This window comes from Clostridium sp. 001 (assembly GCF_019056555.1).
GTDB classification, from domain to species: domain Bacteria; phylum Bacillota; class Clostridia; order Clostridiales; family Clostridiaceae; genus Clostridium_B; species Clostridium_B ragsdalei.
This window is the reverse complement of the sequence record NZ_CP020473.1, coordinates 309,240-329,029: the sequence shown is the minus strand read 5'-3', so window position 1 is coordinate 329,029 and position 19,790 is coordinate 309,240. Positions and strand designations below refer to the sequence as shown.

Annotated in this window: 21 protein-coding genes; 12 read left to right on the top strand and 9 right to left on the bottom strand. The window is 31.2% G+C overall.

What is annotated here, in order from left to right; translation table 11 throughout:
* Position 1 precedes the first annotated feature (1 nt).
* Together B5S50_RS01465 and B5S50_RS01460 are read right to left on the bottom strand one after the other, a co-directional pair.
* Positions 2 to 763 carry a lantibiotic immunity ABC transporter MutE/EpiE family permease subunit gene (locus B5S50_RS01465; RefSeq protein WP_065076636.1) on the bottom strand — a complete coding sequence of 254 codons (762 nt, stop codon included), beginning with the start codon at positions 761 to 763 and terminating at the stop codon, positions 2 to 4.
* Complete coding sequence (locus B5S50_RS01460) at positions 760 to 1,479, bottom strand: lantibiotic protection ABC transporter ATP-binding protein (protein WP_065076637.1); 720 nt, start codon at positions 1,477 to 1,479, stop codon at positions 760 to 762. Before B5S50_RS01460 ends, B5S50_RS01465 begins: the two co-directional genes overlap by 4 nt.
* Before the next feature lie 190 nt (positions 1,480 to 1,669).
* Here B5S50_RS01460 and B5S50_RS21405 point away from each other — a divergent pair, with 190 nt between their 5' ends.
* Both B5S50_RS21405 and B5S50_RS21400 read left to right on the top strand, forming a co-directional pair.
* A complete protein-coding gene (locus tag B5S50_RS21405) occupies positions 1,670 to 2,683 on the top strand; it encodes a methyl-accepting chemotaxis protein (RefSeq protein WP_254306666.1) in 1,014 nt (337 codons plus the stop codon).
* Between the two features lie 15 nt (positions 2,684 to 2,698).
* On the top strand, positions 2,699 to 3,385 hold the full coding sequence (locus B5S50_RS21400) for a methyl-accepting chemotaxis protein (RefSeq protein ID WP_368041500.1): 687 nt from the start codon (positions 2,699 to 2,701) through the stop codon (positions 3,383 to 3,385).
* 108 nt (positions 3,386 to 3,493) lie between these two features.
* Here the strand turns inward: B5S50_RS21400 and B5S50_RS01450 are convergent, their stop codons facing one another.
* The 3 genes from B5S50_RS01450 to B5S50_RS01440 form a co-directional block, all read right to left on the bottom strand.
* Entirely contained in the window at positions 3,494 to 4,015 is a 522-nt protein-coding gene (locus tag B5S50_RS01450) for a metal-dependent hydrolase (protein WP_217302887.1), read from the bottom strand.
* Between the two features lie 30 nt (positions 4,016 to 4,045).
* The gene (locus B5S50_RS01445) at positions 4,046 to 4,570 is read right to left on the bottom strand and encodes a peptidylprolyl isomerase (RefSeq protein WP_065076640.1); all 525 of its coding nucleotides are present in this window, start codon (positions 4,568 to 4,570) and stop codon (positions 4,046 to 4,048) included.
* 176 nt (positions 4,571 to 4,746) lie between these two features.
* The gene (locus B5S50_RS01440) at positions 4,747 to 6,795 is read right to left on the bottom strand and encodes a methyl-accepting chemotaxis protein (protein WP_065076641.1); all 2,049 of its coding nucleotides are present in this window, start codon (positions 6,793 to 6,795) and stop codon (positions 4,747 to 4,749) included.
* A 362-nt stretch (positions 6,796 to 7,157) separates the two neighbouring features.
* On the opposite strand from B5S50_RS01440, the gene B5S50_RS01435 reads away from it, so the two are divergent.
* Together B5S50_RS01435 and B5S50_RS01430 are read left to right on the top strand one after the other, a co-directional pair.
* Positions 7,158 to 7,508 carry a four-helix bundle copper-binding protein gene (locus B5S50_RS01435; RefSeq protein ID WP_065076642.1) on the top strand — a complete coding sequence of 117 codons (351 nt, stop codon included), beginning with the start codon at positions 7,158 to 7,160 and terminating at the stop codon, positions 7,506 to 7,508.
* A 175-nt stretch (positions 7,509 to 7,683) separates the two neighbouring features.
* A complete protein-coding gene (locus B5S50_RS01430; protein WP_065076643.1) occupies positions 7,684 to 8,793 on the top strand; it encodes a metallophosphoesterase in 1,110 nt (369 codons plus the stop codon).
* Between the two features lie 330 nt (positions 8,794 to 9,123).
* On the opposite strand, the gene B5S50_RS01425 is transcribed toward B5S50_RS01430, so the two are convergent.
* Positions 9,124 to 9,954, bottom strand: coding sequence for a DUF6385 domain-containing protein (locus B5S50_RS01425; protein ID WP_217302886.1), 831 nt, complete (start codon positions 9,952 to 9,954; stop codon positions 9,124 to 9,126).
* 460 nt (positions 9,955 to 10,414) lie between these two features.
* Here B5S50_RS01425 and B5S50_RS01420 point away from each other — a divergent pair, with 460 nt between their 5' ends.
* From B5S50_RS01420 to B5S50_RS01400, 5 genes are all read left to right on the top strand, one after another.
* Complete coding sequence (locus tag B5S50_RS01420) at positions 10,415 to 11,050, top strand: YdcF family protein (protein ID WP_242872071.1); 636 nt, start codon at positions 10,415 to 10,417, stop codon at positions 11,048 to 11,050.
* 114 nt (positions 11,051 to 11,164) lie between these two features.
* Positions 11,165 to 11,602 carry a MarR family winged helix-turn-helix transcriptional regulator gene (locus tag B5S50_RS01415; RefSeq protein ID WP_065076645.1) on the top strand — a complete coding sequence of 146 codons (438 nt, stop codon included), beginning with the start codon at positions 11,165 to 11,167 and terminating at the stop codon, positions 11,600 to 11,602.
* Between the two features lie 98 nt (positions 11,603 to 11,700).
* Positions 11,701 to 12,012 (top strand): 2Fe-2S iron-sulfur cluster-binding protein, encoded by a 312-nt coding sequence (locus B5S50_RS01410; protein WP_065076646.1) that lies wholly within the window; start codon positions 11,701 to 11,703, stop codon positions 12,010 to 12,012.
* 24 nt (positions 12,013 to 12,036) lie between these two features.
* Entirely contained in the window at positions 12,037 to 12,498 is a 462-nt protein-coding gene (locus tag B5S50_RS01405; protein ID WP_217302885.1) for an L-2-amino-thiazoline-4-carboxylic acid hydrolase, read from the top strand.
* A gap of 18 nt (positions 12,499 to 12,516) precedes the next feature.
* The gene (locus tag B5S50_RS01400) at positions 12,517 to 14,313 is read left to right on the top strand and encodes an FAD-binding protein (protein ID WP_217302884.1); all 1,797 of its coding nucleotides are present in this window, start codon (positions 12,517 to 12,519) and stop codon (positions 14,311 to 14,313) included.
* Positions 14,314 to 14,383: 70 nt separating this feature from the next.
* On the opposite strand, the gene pduB is transcribed toward B5S50_RS01400, so the two are convergent.
* On the bottom strand, positions 14,384 to 15,088 hold the full coding sequence (gene pduB / locus B5S50_RS01395) for a propanediol utilization microcompartment protein PduB (protein WP_065076649.1): 705 nt from the start codon (positions 15,086 to 15,088) through the stop codon (positions 14,384 to 14,386).
* A 223-nt stretch (positions 15,089 to 15,311) separates the two neighbouring features.
* Between pduB and B5S50_RS01390 the strand changes: the two genes are divergently transcribed.
* Together B5S50_RS01390 and B5S50_RS01385 are read left to right on the top strand one after the other, a co-directional pair.
* Positions 15,312 to 15,695: a helix-turn-helix transcriptional regulator gene (locus B5S50_RS01390; RefSeq protein ID WP_065076650.1), complete on the top strand. Its 384-nt coding sequence runs from the start codon at positions 15,312 to 15,314 to the stop codon at positions 15,693 to 15,695.
* A 72-nt stretch (positions 15,696 to 15,767) separates the two neighbouring features.
* Positions 15,768 to 16,742, top strand: a complete 975-nt coding sequence (locus B5S50_RS01385; RefSeq protein WP_065076651.1) for a radical SAM protein — start codon at positions 15,768 to 15,770, stop codon at positions 16,740 to 16,742.
* A gap of 135 nt (positions 16,743 to 16,877) precedes the next feature.
* Here the strand turns inward: B5S50_RS01385 and B5S50_RS01380 are convergent, their stop codons facing one another.
* Positions 16,878 to 17,603 carry a helix-turn-helix domain-containing protein gene (locus B5S50_RS01380; protein WP_217302883.1) on the bottom strand — a complete coding sequence of 242 codons (726 nt, stop codon included), beginning with the start codon at positions 17,601 to 17,603 and terminating at the stop codon, positions 16,878 to 16,880.
* Positions 17,604 to 17,626: 23 nt separating this feature from the next.
* The gene (locus B5S50_RS01375) at positions 17,627 to 18,433 is read right to left on the bottom strand and encodes a hypothetical protein (RefSeq protein WP_217302882.1); all 807 of its coding nucleotides are present in this window, start codon (positions 18,431 to 18,433) and stop codon (positions 17,627 to 17,629) included.
* A 208-nt stretch (positions 18,434 to 18,641) separates the two neighbouring features.
* On the opposite strand from B5S50_RS01375, the gene B5S50_RS01370 reads away from it, so the two are divergent.
* Complete coding sequence (locus B5S50_RS01370) at positions 18,642 to 19,751, top strand: uroporphyrinogen decarboxylase family protein (protein ID WP_065076653.1); 1,110 nt, start codon at positions 18,642 to 18,644, stop codon at positions 19,749 to 19,751.
* Positions 19,752 to 19,790 lie beyond the last annotated feature (39 nt).

The following is a 19,790-nucleotide window of genomic DNA, read 5'->3' as shown; positions in this document are numbered from 1 at the left end:
ATTAATGTACCTCACTTTTTTTAAACGAATAAGTGGTAAAAGTTATTAGAACTAAAAATAGAAAAACTCCTATTAAAATACCAACTGGAATAACTGACGGATTCAATAAGCTGCTTCCTGGTTCTAGGGGTAGTCCATTTGGATGATGATGCAATATTGGACACTGCAGTCTAAGGGGAAAGGTCCATGGAGATAGCCACCACAAAGAGGATGGGGCATAAGCTGCACCGAGCTCTAAATTAGCTGCACAGGTTGCAAGTAATAAGACAAAGAAATTTATCTTTTTACTTAACCATAGGCATAGAGGAATCTGCCAGAGGGATGTAAGCCAGCCTATGATAGCGGCTATAAGACAATAGTAAAATGGTACACTATTTGCTTGTGTCCTAGTAAAGATCATATTTAATATAGTAAGAATTACACATAAAAAAATAGAGGATATCAATGTAAATGATGATAAAATTGTAATTTTAGATATCCAGGTTTTCTTTAAATCAATAGGAAAAGAAAAAATCGTCTTATAACCTGTGCTGTTTTGTTCAAGTTTGTGAAACATACTTGTAGTTAAAGCAATTAAAGCTGGCATCCATAATAAAGACCAATGATTTATAGAAGTAAAAACAGAGTCAGAAGTGAAATATCCAAAGCCTAAATAATCAAAAGTAAAGCTAAGAATAGTACATAATATAGGCATAAAAATAAGTATTTTACGAAGCATAGTTCTTTTTGTTTTAAAATTTTCAGCAATTAGATACTTGTTCATCTGGCAATCCTTCTTCCTCTAGTAGTTTTTTCTGCAACACTCATAAATAGTTCTTCTAAATTTTCACCTGGGTTAACTTTTCCTTGATAACCTAATATGCCGTGACTCATAATTCCCACATAATCTACGATCTGTTCTACTTCTGCTAAGATGTGGCTGGATAGTATTACAGTCATCCCTTCCTCAGGAAAGGATTTTATGAGTTTTCGTAAGTCTTGAATACCAATAGGATCTAACCCATTAGTTGGTTCGTCTAGTATGAGTAACTTAGGATGATTTAAGATTGCAGTGGCAATTCCTAAACGTTGTTTCATTCCCATGGAGAAATTTTTAGCTTCCTTTTTACCTGTATCTGTTAAGTCTACAATTTTTAATACTTCTTTAATACGTTTGTTAGGTAACCCTAAAAGGGTGGTGTGAACTTTTAGATTTTCCTCTGCAGTTAAATTTCCATAAATAGGAGGCTGCTCAATTAAGGCACCAATATTTCTTAAATCCTTACGGGTCCATGTATGACCATCAAAATTGATTTTACCTGAAGTTGGTTTTAGCAGTCCTGTTAACATTTTTAATGTAGTAGATTTTCCTGCACCATTAGCACCAAGAAGTCCGTAAATATGATTTCTTGGAATTGAAATGTTAAGGCCATTTACAGCACAATCCCTTTTAAATATTTTTGTTAATTTTTGAGTTTCCAATAAATAATCTTTTCCCATAATAAATACTCCTTCCTTATGTATAAGAAGAGAATATCAAATAAAAATCAAGATTTTAACAAAATGCTGCTTGGATAAATAAGAAAGTCATTTAGACGAAAAATGTAATACAATAATAATTGATAAAGAGTTCCAGAAATATATCGAATATTAAACTGGGGTATTAAACTGTGAAGGGAGAAGAATTTTAATGAAACAGTGGTTTAGCAATTTAAAAATGGTTCAAAAAATAATGTCATTATCTATTTTAACATCTTTATTTATAATAATAGTAGGCATAATTGGAGGCATCTATATAGGACAGATAGGTAAAAATGCAGCTGACATGCATAATGACAATTTAGCTGGTATAAATGCTATTAGAGCTTTAAAGGACAATCAAACGGAAATTAGGGCAGACCTACTTTCTCTTGTATACAAAAGGGATAAAAATGAATTTAATGATATAAAAAAAGAAATAGCTAATTTAAAAGAAGATAATACTAAAATTATGAATACTTATGAAAGTTCTATTACGAAGGATGAAGATAGAAAGCTATTTGAAGAACTAAAAAAGTCAGTAAATGAGTATAGAGACATTCGTGAGCAACTTATAAAGCTTGTTAGTGAAAATAACTATGATGAAGCACTTAAAGTTTACCCTAAAGTTAGTATTGTAAGGAAAAAAATGAATAGTCAAATAGATAATATGATTAATCTCAATGTTAAGTGGGCTGATGATAAGGATGATGTTAATGACAAGATGACGGCCAGTGCTTTTATTTTTATTGTAATTGTAACTGTTTTAGGGTTGGTTGTTTCTGTCTTACTAGGAATACTAATAGCTAAACTGATGTCGGAGAAAGTAAAAAAGATATTGCAATTGGGAGAAGCTATTGGAAGTGGGGACTTAACACAAAAAATAGATGTTAAGAGTAAGGACGAAATTGGCAAGCTTGCTGAAGCTTTAAATAAGTCAATGGAGAATATAAGAAATTTAATTTTACAAATTAGTAATAGTTCTACAGATATAAGTGCTTCTAGTGAAGAACTATCTGCAACAACAGAAGAAGTTTATGCTAGTATAGAAACTGTAAATGAGTCCACTGAACAAATAGCAAAGGGAAATGAAAGTTTAAGTGCTGTAACGGAAGAAGTAGATGCTGCTGTTCAGGAAATAAACTCAACTACAGCTGAACTTTCAAATAAAGCTGATAATGCATAATCTTCAGTAAAAGAAATAAAAACACGGGCAGCTGAGGTTAAAACTAAGGCTAAAGCAGATATAGAAAATGGAGATAAAATTTATAGTGAAAAGCATGAGAACATTATAAAGGCCATAGAAGCAGGAAAAGTTGTTGATAAGGTAAAAGTAATGGCTGATTCCATAGGAGATATAGCAGAACAGACAAATTTATTGGCTTTAAATGCAGCTATAGAAGCAGCTAGTGCTGGAGAACACGGCAAAGGATTTGCAGTAGTGGCAGAGGAAGTAAGGGGACTGTCAGAGGAATCAGCAAAGGCTGTTACGCAAATTCAGAGTATGGTAGTACAAGTTCAAGATGCTTTTAATAATTTATCTAACAGTGCAAAAGATATACTGGAGTATATAAATAATAATGTAAAACCAAGCCAGAAACTGCTTCTGGAAACAGGTATGGCATATGATAGGGATTCTGAATTTATGAATAATATGGCTAGAGATATAGCATCAGCTGCAAATAAAATGAGTCAAACTGTAGATCAAGTAACAGCAGCTATTGATAATATATCCTCAACTACACAAGAATCTGCATCAGGGTCTGAAGAAATATTAGGTAGTGTAACTGAAGTTTCCACTGCAATACAGGATATAGCAAAATCTGCACAAACTCAATCGGAACTTGCACAAAATCTTGATGAAATGATTCATAAATTTACTGTATAGATATTTAAAAATTTATTTTATAAGTTCTAAGTATTATAGAAAACATGCGAACCTAATCGCATGTTTTTTTTATCCGAAGAATTACTTGATTTAGGATACTGTGTTTAATTAGAGTTTACCATTTCGTATGAATTCATTTAATCTTTTGCTTTTTATAAGTTTTATAAAAAAATACATAATAATTATAAATCCTACTATTTCAGTTAGGTAGTAGGAGGGATCTGTAAGAAGTCTTTGAAGCGTTCCTTGTGACCAATTTCCTTCTGGTCTTTCAGGGAATTTAAATCCTAAAAATGGCCAAAAAAGTATTCCTTTATATAACTGCATACTGTCAAGTATTAGATGGATTGAAGTTGAAACCCCAAGTGTGAAAATACGGTTTCCTTTATTTCTTTTAATACGACCTATGCCTATTGATAAAAGTATAAGTGAAAATAAAAGAGTATGCCCGAATATACGACTATTATGGAAGGTATTTCTAAATAGAAATGCTCCTATGGGCTTATCTATGAGGTCAGGAAGAATTGCCCCAACAAGAACAAATCTATAGTCAATTGTCTCCTTTTTATGTATCTTTTCATAAAGTTTAAAAGCTGCTGTTGTGGGGCCAAGGTGTCCAAAAAAAACCATATAATTTATCTCCTAACCTAATTATTTATTTTAATCATTTGTCTTTTGTGGTTCATCATATTCTTTGCCAAAAGTATCTATGGTTACATTTTTCATCTTTTGGTCTTCATAAGGCTTATCATTGTAATCTCTTTCTTGTGCTACAATTTCATCTACTGTATCAATTCCTTCTACAACTTTTCCAAAAGCAGCATACTGACCATCGAGATGAGGTGCATTATCTGTCATTATAAAAAATTGAGAGCCTGCAGAATTAGGAGCCATAGTTCTAGCCATAGATATTACACCTTTTTCATGTTTCAAATTATTTTCAAAATTATTTGATGAAAATTCACCCTTAATTGAGTAACCTGGGCCGCCCATTCCTGTGCCTTCAGGATCTCCTCCTTGAATCATGAATCCTGGTATAATCCTGTGAAAAATTGTACCATTATAAAATCCCTTTTTAACTAATGATATAAAATTATTTACTGTATTTGGCGCGGTGTCGGGATAAAGTTCTATTTTTATTAATTTACCATTTTCCATTTCAATTGTAACTATAGGATTTTTCATTTATCTTCCTTCTTTCATTAAATTTGTATGTATTTATACAATAAGTTTTATTACAGCTTCTGTCAAGTAAGTAATATTGAAATAAAATAAACAATTAATAAGTGAAAAGAGGAACGTGCCTAGATTTAATTTACACTGATCTAGGCACGTTCCATTTTAGATATATTCTATTATTTTTACATCTTAAACGTATTTATATCTGAGCCTAATTTTACAGCCATATTAGATAAATTCTCTGATACTTCTGCTACTTCTTTCATAATAGCCATTTGTTCCTCGGAGGAAGCTGCTATACTTTGTATACTTTCTGATGATTCCTTAGAAATATCTGATATTTTGTTTACTGAATTAACCATATCCTGTATGGAAATTGTAATTTGGTGTACTCCCTTAGCTACATATTGTATTTGATCAGAAACACTACTTATATCTTTTAATATTTCACTAAAAGAAGTCCCTGTATTTTTAACTAAATTAATACCCACTTTAACTGATTTGCTGCTTTCTTGCATGGAAGTTACTGCTTTTTGAATTTCATTTTGTATTTCTTTAATAAGTACATTAATTTGAGTAGATGAATTAGATGACTGTTCTGCTAATACTCTGACTTCTTCTGCTACAACGGCAAATCCCTTTCCATGTTCTCCAGCTCTGGCAGCTTCTATAGCTGCATTTAAGGCAAGTAAATTAGTTTGTTCCGATACATCTATAATAATAGAACTTATATTTCCGATTTCTCCTGATTTACTATTTAGTATATTTACAACTTTTGATAATACTGTAGTATTATTATCTATGATTTCCATCTGTTCTACAGCATTATTTACCACACTTGTACCTTCTTCGGCTTTTTTATAAGTTTCAACAGAATGATTTGTAACGTCCTGTACCTTTTCGGATATTTTATCTATATCTCCATAAATATTGGTCATACTATTTACTGTTTTATCTGCATCTGCTACCTGGTTGTTGCTGCCTTCAGCTATATGAGATACAGATGTTGCTATTTGACTTGCAGTGGTTTCTGTCTGCTCAGAACTAGCAGCTAATTCCTCTGAAATAGAAACTATCTGCTCTATACTTTCAGAAACCCCTGAAATCATATTTTTTAAGCCTGCAGTCATACTATTTAAATTTTTACTCATAATATTTAACTCATCTTTTGTGTTTATTTCTAATGTTTTTGTTAAATCTCCCTTAGAAACAGCATGTACTAATTCGTTAACTTTTGATATGTTATTCCTAATTTGTCTACTAAACCAGATTGCTACAAGTACGCTTAGTGCAATAATTATCAAAAATGTAAGTATTGTTTTAAAAAGAAAAGACTTAAGTGGAGCATATAATTCTGATTGAGAAACAGTTATGGCTATTGTCCAACCTGTTTCTGGGACTGTAGTATAATATACTCTATATTTATCATTATTTTGGTAGAAAGTGTTTTCACCACTTTTCTGTTTTACAATGTCATTTCCAATAGCTGCTAAACTACTATTACTGTCATTTGAAATTTTAACTTTCATAATTTTGCTTTTATCTGGGGCTGATATATATGTCCCATCACTACTTAAAAGGAAGGCTCTACCACTTGTACCAAACTTCATGTCTTGTATAGCTTTTTGTAGACTAGTTAAATCCATGTCTGCTGTAGTAGCACCAATAAACTGTTTGTTTTGATCATAAAAAGGTGATGCTGCAGTAACCATGGTAACTTTACTAGTATCATCATAATAAGGTATAGACCAAACTAAGCTCTTATTTGCATTTTTGGCGTTTTTATACCAATCATACTTGAAATAATTATAAGTTTCATTACTATACTCATCTGTATATTCTACATTACCGTTATTTTTATATGCATAGGGTCCATAGTACTTTTGACTTGCATTATATTTATTTGGTTCATACCAGACTCCTGAACCATATGTTTCCTCATTAGTTTTTACAAAGTTCTCCAATAAGGATTTATAAGCATCTGGGCTTAAAGTGCCTCCTGAAGTCTCGGCTACTTTGGCCAAAGTTTCAGCTACTTTACCATCCTTTAATAAAAGTTTTTGAATATTTTCTACAGACTCATGTAACTTATAGTCCATTTTTTCATCAATTTGAGCATTGATCATGTTTTTAGAATTAGTATATCCAATAAAGGATACTATAGATGTTCCTAGTAAAACTAATGGTAAGATACATGCTAAAATTTTTCCTTGCATATTTCTTAATTTCAACTAAATTACCCCTTTTCAAGTGTTATTATATGGATTCTTTAATATTAATGTGGATTGCGTATATTATTTATGTTTTGTACATATAAAAGTGCAATTAGTTTAGTATTATAAAAATCCCCTTTCTACCATATCATAAGGGAAATTTTAACTCAATTATATTTGAAAAGAAGTATATATTCTCAAATATATTGTGACAATTATTCTATACTTGTTAACATTTTCTTAAATTTAGTCATGAAAATTATTTATTCTATTATTTATTGGGGGTTTTTCTAAAATAAGAGATGCTATTAAATGCATAAAGTCAAATATTTAGAGCAAAATAAAATGTAGACATAAAAGTTTTAAGGAGGGTTTAGATTATGAATTCAACTTTAATGGCTCCAAATGCTCAGTATCAATCATGTATTGATTCTTGTAATAAATGTATGCAATTATGTGAGGAATGTTTCAGAATGTGCCTGTCAGAACCAGATGTAAAGGCAAGAGAACATTGTATAGTTGATTTAGTTGATTGTGCAGAAATTTGTAGAACAGCTGCAACTACCATGGCTAGAAGAGGATATCATGTAAATGATATTTGCAATTTGTGTGCAACAACTTGTGATGAATGTGCATCCGAATGCAGCAAATTCAATGATGAACACTGTAGAATGTGTGCAGATGCATGTCGTCAATGTGCTGATGAGTGCAGAAGAATGAGGACTATGTAAAAAAAGTATAGTGATAAAAGTATAATGACAAAAAGAAACCTCTTTGTGTTTTCACGAAGAGGTTTTTGCAGTATTTTTATTAGATATTGGAACCTTGTCCCTATTAATGAGTATTATATAATAGCAAAATAAAAATTTCAAACAATTAAATATCGTTAAATTTGGGGATGAGAATATGGAACATGATTCAAAAGGAAAAATAAAAACTCACTCACAAAGGGAAGTTAGTTCAGTATCTAAAAAGGAAGGAATTATACTAGACTTAAGTGATTTGCACTATACAACAGACATCGATGAAAAAAATGAAGCATACCTTTTAATAAGTGACTTAAAAAAGGTTTACTTTGATAATCCTGAAAGCAGTATAAAGCTAACTGATATTGATTATGTAGTAATTAGTGGAGATTTTGTTGAACGTGGCGATTCAGAATCATCCTTTGAAAAAGCATTCAAGTTTATAGATATATTGAGTAAAGAACTTAATGTACCTTATCAAAAAATAGTTATAGTACCTGGAAACCATGATTTAAGTTGGAGTGTTACTATGAGCAGCTATCATTTAACTATTGGTACTCCCGGACCTAACGATAAAGTAGTTACTAATGTTGGAACTGATTTGTTTTATTTAAAAAGAAATGATGCAGAATGGTATAAAAAATTTACAAACTACAGCAGATATTTGTATGAGATGTTATATAAAGTTCCTTTTCCAGATAATCCTAAAGAACAGCTTAAAGTTATATTGGGGGATTTTATAGATAATGAAAAAGTAGCATTCTTCATGTTAAATACTGCTGCTGAAATTGACCAGTTCAATCGTGAAGTAACTTATTTTGATACGGATGGATTAATAAAGGTTTCAAGACAGCTGCCTCAGGACAATATAATAAAAATAGCAGTAGGACATCATCCTGTAGATCTTACAAATAGCTATGGAAATGATATTCCCTTTGCAAATGCACTTCAAAATGAAAATTTTAAAATTTACTTGCATGGCCATGTTCATAGGAGCATAAGTTTGGATTATCTAAACCCTCAAAATATAAATCCTAACATGGTTATGATTGGAGCTGGAGCCTTAAGCGTTGGGAAAAGTGGCTTATGGCCTGGTGTTCCTGAAAGGTACAATGTAATAAAAATATCCAAAACAGATAAACCTGATAAAATACTTGTATCAGTAAATACCCGTCAGCGGGAGTATATAGGAAGTTACTGGCAGCCAGCATATATATACTATAAAGATGACGGAAAAAAGCTGACGAATATATGGAGAAATGTTATATAAATTAATAACGCAACTTTTGCACATATGAAATTTTGACTTAATATAAAAATATTGTGAGACAAAGCTTTTGAAAATAACAAAGTTCAAATAACAAAGAACAGGCAAAGATGATTTCCCTCATACCTCAGGAAATCTATAATTTTAATATTTTCTGACGTTAGGAAGAAAATTATCCTTATTTGATATTTGAACTTTGTACTTTGTTATTTAAAAAAATTGTTTCGCAATTTTTTTAAATAACATTATACTGGGAAATATGCTGATAAATTGAAATCAAACTTATCAGCATATTTCTCAGTGTAAATAAATGTCATATAAAATATATACAAATTATTTGTAAAATTGAAATACAAATGATGCTTTTATATGAGCACTATTTTTACAAAGTAAAAGTAATCTGGAGTATTTACCATAGTACCTTGAAATTAGCACATTTGTAGTATGGGGATTAACTAAAACTTTTGTATCGGTAATCCAGTTCATTAAATTACCACTAACTTGTACTGCCGCAGCAACTGGATAATTACTTTCATTGGTAACGAAAAAAGTACCTTCATTGATGTCTTCAATATTTACTACTTCAGAAACTGTACTTTTATACAAATCAAAAGTCCAGTGATACTCTTTTACTCCCATAAAATGTTTGATTGTTTTAGGTTGCTTATCACAGCAGGTAATTAATAATTTAGGACTTAATTTATCATCTTCCGTGGAATTTGAGCTAAATATAAAGAGTGATTTTTCTTTTTCATCGGAACTTAACATAAATAGTTTGTTCTTTATAATATCAAAATTATTATTATAAAATAGATCCATTATATTTATATCAATAGATCCATGAGAATCTTTATTTACTGTATAGGATATTTGAGTTTGTGGATTACTACATTCATTTAATTCACAAATATTCTTGTCCACTTCTGATATATATAGATTAGGACTCAGAGACAATGTCTTTAACTCTTTTAAATATAGCCTCAAAATTATAGAATTAATATGAAAATCCTTTAACCAATTAGAAATATCAAAAAAGATATAACCTTTATAATCTTTATCAGACTCAAGTCCAGTAAAAAGTGTGTTTAGTATAATATTTTTAGGGTTTAAGTTAGTAGCGGTGAAACATTTTGAAGCAGGTATTTCTATAGAGGTATCTTCCATAATATATCACTTCCTTTTTATTGTAAGTAACAGGTGCATAACATAATAATTTAATAGAAGTAATATAAGGTATATTTTATAAACAAATTCAATGCCCATAGTATCAGTATAGAAAATTTAATTGAAAAGTTGACTTATATTTTAGATATTTTTACTATTATAACTGCTTCAATATAGTATATAATGGAAGTATATAAGAATGAAAACTGTGGTAAATATGATTTGAGGGGTATATGATAGATTACAATTTTAATGATATAAGTGATTAAAAAAACTGGGTTATAAAATATTATGTTTTAGGATGGTGTTTAAGATTAAAAATTTAAAAAATCACAAGGGTATAGGATACTTCCTAGTGGCCTTTGGAATAATCAACATATTATATTTTATTAGCTGCTTCATAGTATTTAGCAGGTTTGTGAATTTTTCAGAGTTTTTTGTTATGTTAGGAATTGCTTGCGTGATTTTAGGAATTTATAAAATAAAGTTTCATGAAAATAACTTTAATAAAGTAATGAAAAAGTTTTTGACAGTTTTAAAAGTTTTTATATCCATAATTGCTATTTCATTTATTTTTGTTGAAGGATGCATTTTTGTAAGTGCTAATGAAAGTCATAATAAGAAACCTGATTACATTATGATTTTAGGTGGTGGGATTAGCGGAAGAAATATGCTTCTAGTTCAACTTCAGAGGACTCAAGAAGCACTTAAATATATAAAACAAAATCCAGGTATAAAAGTCATTGCTTCAGGGGGACAAGGACCTGGAGAAGATATATCAGAAGCAGAAGCTATGAGGATATACCTTGCTGAGCATGGAGTAAAGAATGAAGACATAATAAAGGAAGAAAAATCCAAAAATACTTTGGGAAATATGAAATATACTAGAGAGATTTTGAAGAAAATAGATGGTAGGGAAAATATACAGCTAGCTGTTGTTACAAGTAATTTTCATGTTTTTAGAGCTAAATTTTTGGCTAAAAGATATGGATTTCAAGTTGAAGGTGTTCCTGCATCTGTAAACTATTTGCTGTTGCCTAATTATTGTGTAAGAGAATATTTTGGGGTTGTTAAATCTTTTATTTTTGATAGATAGAAGAAATTAAACAAATTGGTTTAAAAAATCATATAATTATCTTGACAAATTTTATAAGATGTTTTAGTATTATTACATAATATAAATATTACGAAGTAAGGAAGAAAATACACTATGATAAAAGATGAGGATATTAGAATTGTTGATAAAGCTATACATGAACTCGTATATAAAATGATTAACAGCAAATTTTTAAATGATTATTCAGATAAAACAAAAAAAATGTCTATGCTTGATTTTAGAGTATTAAGAGTAGTAGCAGAAAATCCAGGAAAACAGATAAAGGATTTACTTAATATATTGCAAATTCCTAATAGTACACTTACAAGTGTTATAAATCGTCTTGAAAAGCGTGGAATTGTAAAGAGAGTTATAAGTCCAGAGGATAGACGCTCATTTAATCTTGAAATCACTGATGAAGGCAAAGCTATTCAAGAAGAACATATGAAGTTTGATTATGAAATTGCTAAAAAATACTTGGAAGCAACAGAAAATGATCAGGGAAAAGAATTTCTTATTAAATTTTTAAGGAGATTAGCAAAGTCTTTATGATATAAATTTGTTTGAATTCAAACAAATTTTTTTTGATAAATTATTACGAACTACAAAATATTTATACTTTAAAAATTTTATTAATCGGAGGTATTGAAATGAAAGTAAAAGTATATCGATTTGAACCAACAGTAGAAGAAGCTGAACATTATGACTGTTTTGATATTCCAGTAATTTTTGAAGAAAAGTGGACTGTAATGAATGTTCTCGATTATATCCAGGAACATTGTGATAGCAGTTTGAGCTATTACAAACACAGTGCCTGCGGCCATGGAATTTGTGGAAGATGCACTCTTATGGTTGATGGTATTCCTTCTCTTGCATGCACACATGTAATAGAGAAGGGCGATGAAATTGTCCTTGAGCCTTTAAAAGGAAGAAAAAAAGTAAAAGATTTGGTTACTATATAAAGATTATAGAGGGAGGTAAATAAAATGAGTAATTTAAAAAGTAGTGAGGAACCAGCAGTTAAATTTGCAAAGCTTATGGCTGAACTGTATTATTTTATGGCACAGGAAATGGTTGAAAGAATGGGAGAAGAAAATGGAAAAGATGCAATTTCATCTGCAGTTAAGAAGTTTGGGAAGGCAAGGGTAGATGCGATGAAAGCTGAAGCAAAAGAAAAAGGTTTGGATTTAAACAATCCTAGAACTTATGCTGCCGTTAGAGACATGCCTTCAAATGCTTGGAAATATTCAGATAATGATCAATCAGAAATTACTTATTGTCCTATGGGGGATATATGGTCACAATATGGAAAAGCTGGTATGGAATTAGGACATCTATATTGTGAAATAGATTATATTTTGTTTGAAGCTTTTGGTATGAAGCTGGAAAGACCCTATTGCATTGCAAAAGGTGATAAAGTTTGTAAATTTAATCTAAAAATGTTATAAAATTAGGAGGCTGTTAAAATGCAAATAGATAAGATAATTGATACTGACATATTAGTTGTTGGAGGCTCTGGAGCAGGGTCAATGGCAGCTGTAACAGCTGCTGAAAAAGGAGCAAAAGTACTGCTTGCATTAAAAGGAAAGCTTGGGAAAAGTGGTAATGCTATTATGGCAGGAGCAGGATTTTCTATGGATGGAGAAACTGCATATTATAAATATGGACTCAAGGAAGCAGATCCTAGAAATACGAAGGAAAAATTATTTGAACAAATTGTAAAGCAGTCTTTTTATCTAAGTGATCAAAATATGGTTGAGCAGTTTGTTAATGATTGTGGTGAATGCTGCTGGAAACTTAAACAGTGGATTGAAAAAGCAGGACATAAGGTTGCATTCTTTGGAGAAGAAGGATATATAACATCAGGTAAAGCTGTTGCAGATGGATGCCGATATGGAGTTTCTGAGGCAGGCAGCATTGATGTTATACAAGATTTTATGGTTGCAGATGTTTTGATGGAAGATGGAAGAGCTGTAGGTGCAGTTGGAATAGATATATATTCAGGAGAGATTATTGAAATTAGATCAAAGTCAGTTATTTTAGCTACTGGCGGATATCAGCCCTATTCCTTTAAATGCACTGTTTCCGATATGACTGGCGATGGAATGGCTATGGCGTACCGTGCAGGAGTCAAGCTTGCAGATATGGAATTTTTATTATATATACCAGCAGTTGCCCTTTCACCATCAGTATATAAAGGTTCAATTTATCCTTTCTTACATTCCAGTATGCTTATGCCCATTGTTAAAAATGGCAAAGGAGAATCAATTTTAGACAATATACCTGAAACTTTACTTAAAATGGCCAAGGAAAGTGAAATGGGAAAGCTTATATTTACGTATTATTATGGAGATCAAATTGCAAAAGGAAAAGCAACTCCAAATGGAGGAGTATATTTTGATTATTCCAATGTACCTTTTGATATTTATGAAAAAGCCTTAAAAAAATCTGAGCCATTAATGAACATGTGGTATAGAAAAGGATTCTATCAAGGAAACAACTTGGATACTTTTGTTGAAAATATAAGAAAGGGCATTCCATGGGAAGTAGGTATTGGCTCAGAATACAGCATGGGTGGCATTGAAGTAGACGAAAATATGTACACTGGAGTACCAGGACTTTATGCAGCTGGTGAGACTACAAGTGGTGTATTTGGAGCTATGAGGGTTGCAGACGGACTTATTGAAATGCTTGTACATGGTTATAGAGCAGCATTGTCCGCTTGCAAATATATACAAAATGTAAATGAGCCAAGTATGAAAAATACTAATATTGATAGTATAATTAAAGATATTTTTTCACCTCTTGAAAGAAAAGAAGGGATAAGTCCTATAAAAATACACAGAAATATAGAAAAGACAGCTGATGCTGGATTCAACTTTAGAAGAAATGAAGAGGGACTTACAAAAGCTTTAGATGATATTTTAAAAATACACAAATATGACATAAGCGCAATGAGTACTAAAAGTAAAAATAGAGTTTATAACTATGAATGGATAGAATCAGTACAGGTTCGAAATCTTTTAACTTGCACAGAAGCAGGTGTAAGAGCTGACCTTATGAGAAAAGAAAGTAGGGGTACACATATACGTGATGATTATGAATTTGTAGATAATGATAACTGGCTTTTAAGGATTATGAGTTTAAAAAGTGAAGACGGAACTATGAAATTATCAACCAGAAAGCCTAAAGTAACAACAATGGAACTCCCAAATGGTAAAAATAAGAATATTCCTGATTATATGCTTTCAATGTTAAAGTAAGATAAGACATACTTTTTGAGTGAATTTTTACTCAAAAAGTATGTCTTATTAAAAATAAGTATAAAAACTATTAGATATAAGGTTTTCCTGTAGTAGATACAGGGTTTTGACCCATTGATCTGGCAATAGACAATCCTACCTTTCTAGCAGCAATTACCGATTGTCTTACAGCACCTGGATCACCTGTGACAGTTATGATAACTTCGTTTGAATGGGCAGTTCCTTGGCTTGGACTTAAATAACTAACAAGCTCAACATTTGCAGTTTTAAGTGCGGTATCTGCCATTACTACACCAATTCCCGCTGGAGCACCTACAATTATTCCAAAAGCTTTTCCAATAGGGGCACCAAAACCTTTGTTTAAAGCAAGACTTGCCCTTGCAGTGTAATGTAATTCAATATGACCTGCATCAAATCCATAAACATCTCCGAAATTTCTTTCTGTTTTACTAAGGGCGATTTCTACTGCCCTTCTTACATCAGATACATCTTCTGCTGCGAGTACGATCAAACAACCATGTCCTGCCCCACCTTTTGTATCTCTTGGAAGTTCAACACTTGCAACTTCCGTATTAGTAGCCTTTACTGCTTCATCAGCAGCCATGATTTGAGAACCTGCTCCTGTCCTGTTACTTATAATTCCTATTGAACGATGTCTTTTATCTAATCCCATCTTCTCATGCAAAGAACTATCCACATTTGCTATAACAAGACCTACTGTATCTCCATATTTTACTGTTCCCACAAATTCAGTTATTGATGATGGTACGCTCATTACATATGTCTCCTTTTGAGGTCGATACTTTCTTGTGCTTTTTTACCTCTGTTAAATTTTTATATGTCGATTTTATAATTTTACTAATTTATTTCTTCAGAGTCAAATTTTTTTAAAATTACTCTATATAAAGTTTAGCTTGTTAAGATAATTTGTATATGAAGTATATAAATAGTATAATTATATTTATTATTAGATGTAATCTAATACAGGAGGCGATCTAATGAACAATTTAAAGCAGTGTCCATGTAAAGGCAGCAATTTGGATAAAATGATTCAGCCTGCTATACTTGCAGCTCTTGTAAAAGAAGAATTACACGGTTATAAGATTATCCAGAGAATTGCACAAACAGCCATGTTCAATGGAAATAAACCTGACCCCACAGGAGTATATCGTCATTTAAAAACTATGGAAAGTAATGGACTCATTATATCAACTTGGGATACAAATAATTCTGGTCCAGCTAAAAAAATTTTTAAAATTACTGAAGATGGCTATCAATGCTTATGTACATGGATTTCAACATTAGAAGACTATAAAAATACAATTGACACATTTCTTAATGAAGTAAAAAGTGTTATTAGTAACGACAAGTCAGCCCAGTAAAAATATATCATTTTGTATTACAAAGTGATTGTTTTATTAGTACAAATTATTTTAATGATTGGAGGTATCTATATGACTATCGATAGAATCCTTAATGATGCTAAAAGTGGCAAATTACTTAATAAAGAAGAGGCAATATCATTGCTAAATGTAAAAAACAATTCCAGTGACTTTTATAAAATTATATCACTTGCAAACGAAATGACGCGTTCTGAATTTAATAACAAGGCTTTTATATTTGCTCAAATAGGATTGAACGCAGAACCGTGCCCTGTAAACTGTAAGTTTTGTTCCATGGGTAAAAACCATTATACTATGGAAAGTACATGGAGAAAGGACATGGGCTCTATATTATCTGAAACTAAAACTATTGTTAATGAAGGTATCAATGATCTATTCCTAATGACAACTGCTGACTATCCAATAAATGATTTCTTAAATATATCAAAGAATGTAAGAAACATTTTACCTAAAAATGTAAGATTAGTAGCTAATATTGGAGACTTTGACTATGATACAGCACTTAAATTAAAAGAAGTGGGCTTTACTGGAGCATATCACATTAAGCGTTTAAGGGAAGGAATAGACACAACTATTAAACCTGAAGCTAGAATTGAAACTCTCGATTCAATAAAAAAAGCAGGATTGGAATTATACTATTGTGTAGAACCTATTGGTCCAGAGCACAGTTATGAGGAAATAGTTGATGAAATGTTAAGAGCTAGAGATTATAATGTAGGAGTTATGGCTGCCATGAGAAGAATACCGGTTAAAGGCACTCCTTTGTATGAAAAGGGCCAAATTTCATCGGTTGAGCTTTCTAAAATTGCGGCAGTTACAAGAATAGTTACACGACCTCATAGGGCTATGAATGCACATGAGACCATTCAGATGAGTTTAATCTGTGGAGTAAATCAGTTGTATGCTGAAGCAGGTGCTAATCCCAGAGATAGTATATCCAATACTGAAAAAAGCCGTGGATTATCAGTAAAAAATATAAAAAAATTATTTGAAGATGCAGAATATGAAATATCAAGGGATTATTAGCTTTAAATATGGGAGTATCTATAGATTTGTATAAAAATAGAATAAGCTTTCTATGATTTTATCATAGAAAGCTTATTCTATTTTGCACACTTTTTCTCATAGAATCTCACTTGGCAAAAATTTTAAAGCTATGGTTTATAATTTAAAATATCCTAGGAATCCTAAAATACGAAAAGAAAGGCTAATATGAAATACGACATTACTGTCTTTTAAATCAATTTCTAAAACATCTTCAATCTTTTGAAGACGGTATTTTATAGTATTATAGTGTACATTCATAAAATATGATGTTTTTTGTATATCAAAGTTATTTTGAATATAAGTATAAAGACTGAGGGCATAAGATGTCCCATTTTCTTTATCATCATTAATCAATTTTAAAATAGAAGGATCACAAAATTCCTCAAGTTTTTCTTTAAAAGAGCAGGCTTCAAATAAATGATAGACAGCATAGTCATTGTAAAAATAGAGATTATCTTCCTTATTTAACTTGTATCCTAGTTTGGCAGCTTTAATTGACTGTATATGAAATTTGAAAATTTCCATTATATTGTGAAAACATCGGCTTACACCTGCAACAACTTGATTATCTAATAATAATTTTATAAAAGAATTATGCAGGTAACTATCTATTACCGGCTCCTTAGTATTTTTTTTAGTAACTAGTGTAACTATATGATCATTATATATAACTGTGTGGTAGTGGTGAAAAATGCTGTTTATTAATCCTTTCATATGGTATAATTTTAGGGTTAAGTCAGGAATATCATTTTTTACATAAAAACTTAAAATGTAGTAAGTAGTATACTGATTAGCGATGAATTGATTTTGTATTTCTTCAATAGAAATTTCTGAAATCATATCTCCCTTTAACAAATGTATCATTAATGTTTCAATAGGAGATTCAGGTATAAAAAACTGTATTTGCTTTTTTCTACTGCTAGTGCTAGAGTGTTACAAATTATAGGGATAATTATTATATCACTTTTCGTGATTTCTTTGTTATATTCCAATATTTTGAGATAAGCAATTAAAGTGTTATTTAAACGTATTCTTCCAATAATTTGTTTGTGTTTTAAAGTACTAGTATTCCACATAATGTCTGGAGCTATTCTGTTCTGTACTGTCAAGTTTAAATTTCGCTGATTTATGTATTCTAATGGTATATGTCCAGTTGTAATATAATTCTTCCATACGGGCTCATCTATACTATCATCAAAACCTGAATAGTTAATTAAATATAAGAATGAATCTGCTAAAAGCACTGGATTTCCAAGAATTTCTGCACAAATATTCAAAATTTGTTGGACATCTCTTCCTTCGTTTAAAGCATTAAACAGTTTTTCAGCACAATTTGTTTTATATTCATGGTGGAAAAATAAATCCTGAAGCTCATTAAAGATTTTTGTTTTGCTTATATCTTGATTAACTGCAATATAATTTACCATAGGTTTGTCCTTCAAATATTTAGGTACATCTTCATTGGTGAAAAATAGTAAATTCACAATTTTGTTAGAAGAAATGTTTGGGGGCAGATTAGAGATATTTGCTAAATATATATCTTTTGAGTCTAATGGTAAATCATTGTTATTAAGAAACTTACAGCATCTCACATAGGAGTCGCGTTTAACTCTAAAAGCAGGGTTGTATTTCCCTAAGTTATTAACAATTTCACTCATCAAAACTGACATAATTATCTCCCTTATGTAAAGAATTCAATTTAATTATAGTTCATATGTATGATTTTAACAACATTGTAACTGTAAAACTTTACAACAGTTTGATTGTTTTTTCTCAAATTGTAACATTGTAGCAATATTGGGATTTTGATAGCATTGATATGAAAGGAAACTGAAGTGAGTTTATATTTTTACTAATTTATGTGGGGGTGTTATTAGTATGAAAAGTAATAAGGAATTGTATAATGAACATGTGGAAAGGATCAAGAAGAATATTGCAATGCAAAAAACGGACAGAACGCCTATTATGCTTCACGCAGGAGCATTTTTACTAAGATATGCAGGTGGAAAGCTGTGCGAATTTGTAACAGACAATGAGGCAGCAGAAGATAAAGTAGTGAATTCATTGAAATCCATAGGGGATATAGATTGTGTCATTACTCCAGTTCGTTTGCCAACAACAAGTGGACTAGCTTATCTTTCAGCTTCAAGGGTACCCGGGCGTGAGCTTAAAGATGATGCACAGTGGCAGATAGATGAAATTGGTAAAATGACTGAAGAAGATTATGACATCATCATTGACAAAGGTTGGAATTACTTTTTTAAAGACTTTTGCGAAAGAAATCTGAAAAGTTCATTTGATGATATGAAATATTACGGCACTATTGCCGATAAAATTGCAAAAAAATATACAGATGCAGGTTGTGTCATGCTAACAACTGCAGTAGCAGGAGGGCCGTTTACTGTTTTTAGTGGAGCACGTACCATACCTAAATTGATGAGGGACATGCATAGGATACCTGAGAAAGTTGAAGCGGCATTTGATGCATTTATGGTGGATAAGTTAAATGATTTAAGAAAACAAATACGTGAGAAAAAACCGCTTGCTGTATTTGTAGGCGGAGGCCGTGGAGCAGGAGATTTTTTATCTATGAAAGATTTTGACCGCTATATGTGGAAATACATGAAGCAGAATATAGATGTAATTCTTGAGGAAGGATCCAATATTTATTTTCATTTAGATCTGGATTGGAGCCGTTTTCTGGACTATTTCCTTGATGTTCCTAAGGGCAGAGCAATTTTCCATCCTGACAGTTCAACTGATATATTTAAGGCTAAAGAACTTCTTGGAGGACGTATGGCTTTTATGGGGGATGTTGCACCATCACTTCTATCATTAGGAACACCGGATGAAGTATACGATTACAGTAAAAAACTTGTAGATGAATTCTCACCACAGGGATTCTTTATGGCTGCAGGCTGCTGTGTACCTCCTAATTCAAAACCTGAAAACGTTAAAGCCATGATTGCAGCTGCAATGGGTAAGTAAGAATATAAAACACTTTATATAACAGGAGTTTGATAATTT

Bases quoted from the DNA above. Each gene is read 5' to 3' on its own strand.
- B5S50_RS01380 (WP_217302883.1), bottom strand. From the start codon at position 17,603: ATGATTTCAGAAATTTCTATTGAAGAAATACAAAATCAATTCATCGCT.
- B5S50_RS01425 (WP_217302886.1), bottom strand. From the start codon at position 9,954: ATGGAAGATACCTCTATAGAAATACCTGCTTCAAAATGTTTCACCGCT.
- B5S50_RS01370 (WP_065076653.1), top strand. From the start codon at position 18,642: ATGAAAAGTAATAAGGAATTGTATAATGAACATGTGGAAAGGATCAAG.
- B5S50_RS01465 (WP_065076636.1), bottom strand. From the start codon at position 763: ATGAACAAGTATCTAATTGCTGAAAATTTTAAAACAAAAAGAACTATG.
- B5S50_RS01450 (WP_217302887.1), bottom strand. From the start codon at position 4,015: ATGGTTTTTTTTGGACACCTTGGCCCCACAACAGCAGCTTTTAAACTT.
- B5S50_RS01430 (WP_065076643.1), top strand. From the start codon at position 7,684: ATGGAACATGATTCAAAAGGAAAAATAAAAACTCACTCACAAAGGGAA.
- B5S50_RS01435 (WP_065076642.1), top strand. From the start codon at position 7,158: ATGAATTCAACTTTAATGGCTCCAAATGCTCAGTATCAATCATGTATT.
- B5S50_RS01375 (WP_217302882.1), bottom strand. From the start codon at position 18,433: ATGTCAGTTTTGATGAGTGAAATTGTTAATAACTTAGGGAAATACAAC.
- B5S50_RS01385 (WP_065076651.1), top strand. From the start codon at position 15,768: ATGACTATCGATAGAATCCTTAATGATGCTAAAAGTGGCAAATTACTT.
- B5S50_RS01400 (WP_217302884.1), top strand. From the start codon at position 12,517: ATGCAAATAGATAAGATAATTGATACTGACATATTAGTTGTTGGAGGC.
- B5S50_RS01460 (WP_065076637.1), bottom strand. From the start codon at position 1,479: ATGGGAAAAGATTATTTATTGGAAACTCAAAAATTAACAAAAATATTT.
- pduB (WP_065076649.1), bottom strand. From the start codon at position 15,088: ATGAGCGTACCATCATCAATAACTGAATTTGTGGGAACAGTAAAATAT.
- B5S50_RS01445 (WP_065076640.1), bottom strand. From the start codon at position 4,570: ATGAAAAATCCTATAGTTACAATTGAAATGGAAAATGGTAAATTAATA.
- B5S50_RS01390 (WP_065076650.1), top strand. From the start codon at position 15,312: ATGAACAATTTAAAGCAGTGTCCATGTAAAGGCAGCAATTTGGATAAA.
- B5S50_RS01415 (WP_065076645.1), top strand. From the start codon at position 11,165: ATGATAAAAGATGAGGATATTAGAATTGTTGATAAAGCTATACATGAA.
- B5S50_RS21405 (WP_254306666.1), top strand. From the start codon at position 1,670: ATGAAACAGTGGTTTAGCAATTTAAAAATGGTTCAAAAAATAATGTCA.
- B5S50_RS01405 (WP_217302885.1), top strand. From the start codon at position 12,037: ATGAGTAATTTAAAAAGTAGTGAGGAACCAGCAGTTAAATTTGCAAAG.
- B5S50_RS01410 (WP_065076646.1), top strand. From the start codon at position 11,701: ATGAAAGTAAAAGTATATCGATTTGAACCAACAGTAGAAGAAGCTGAA.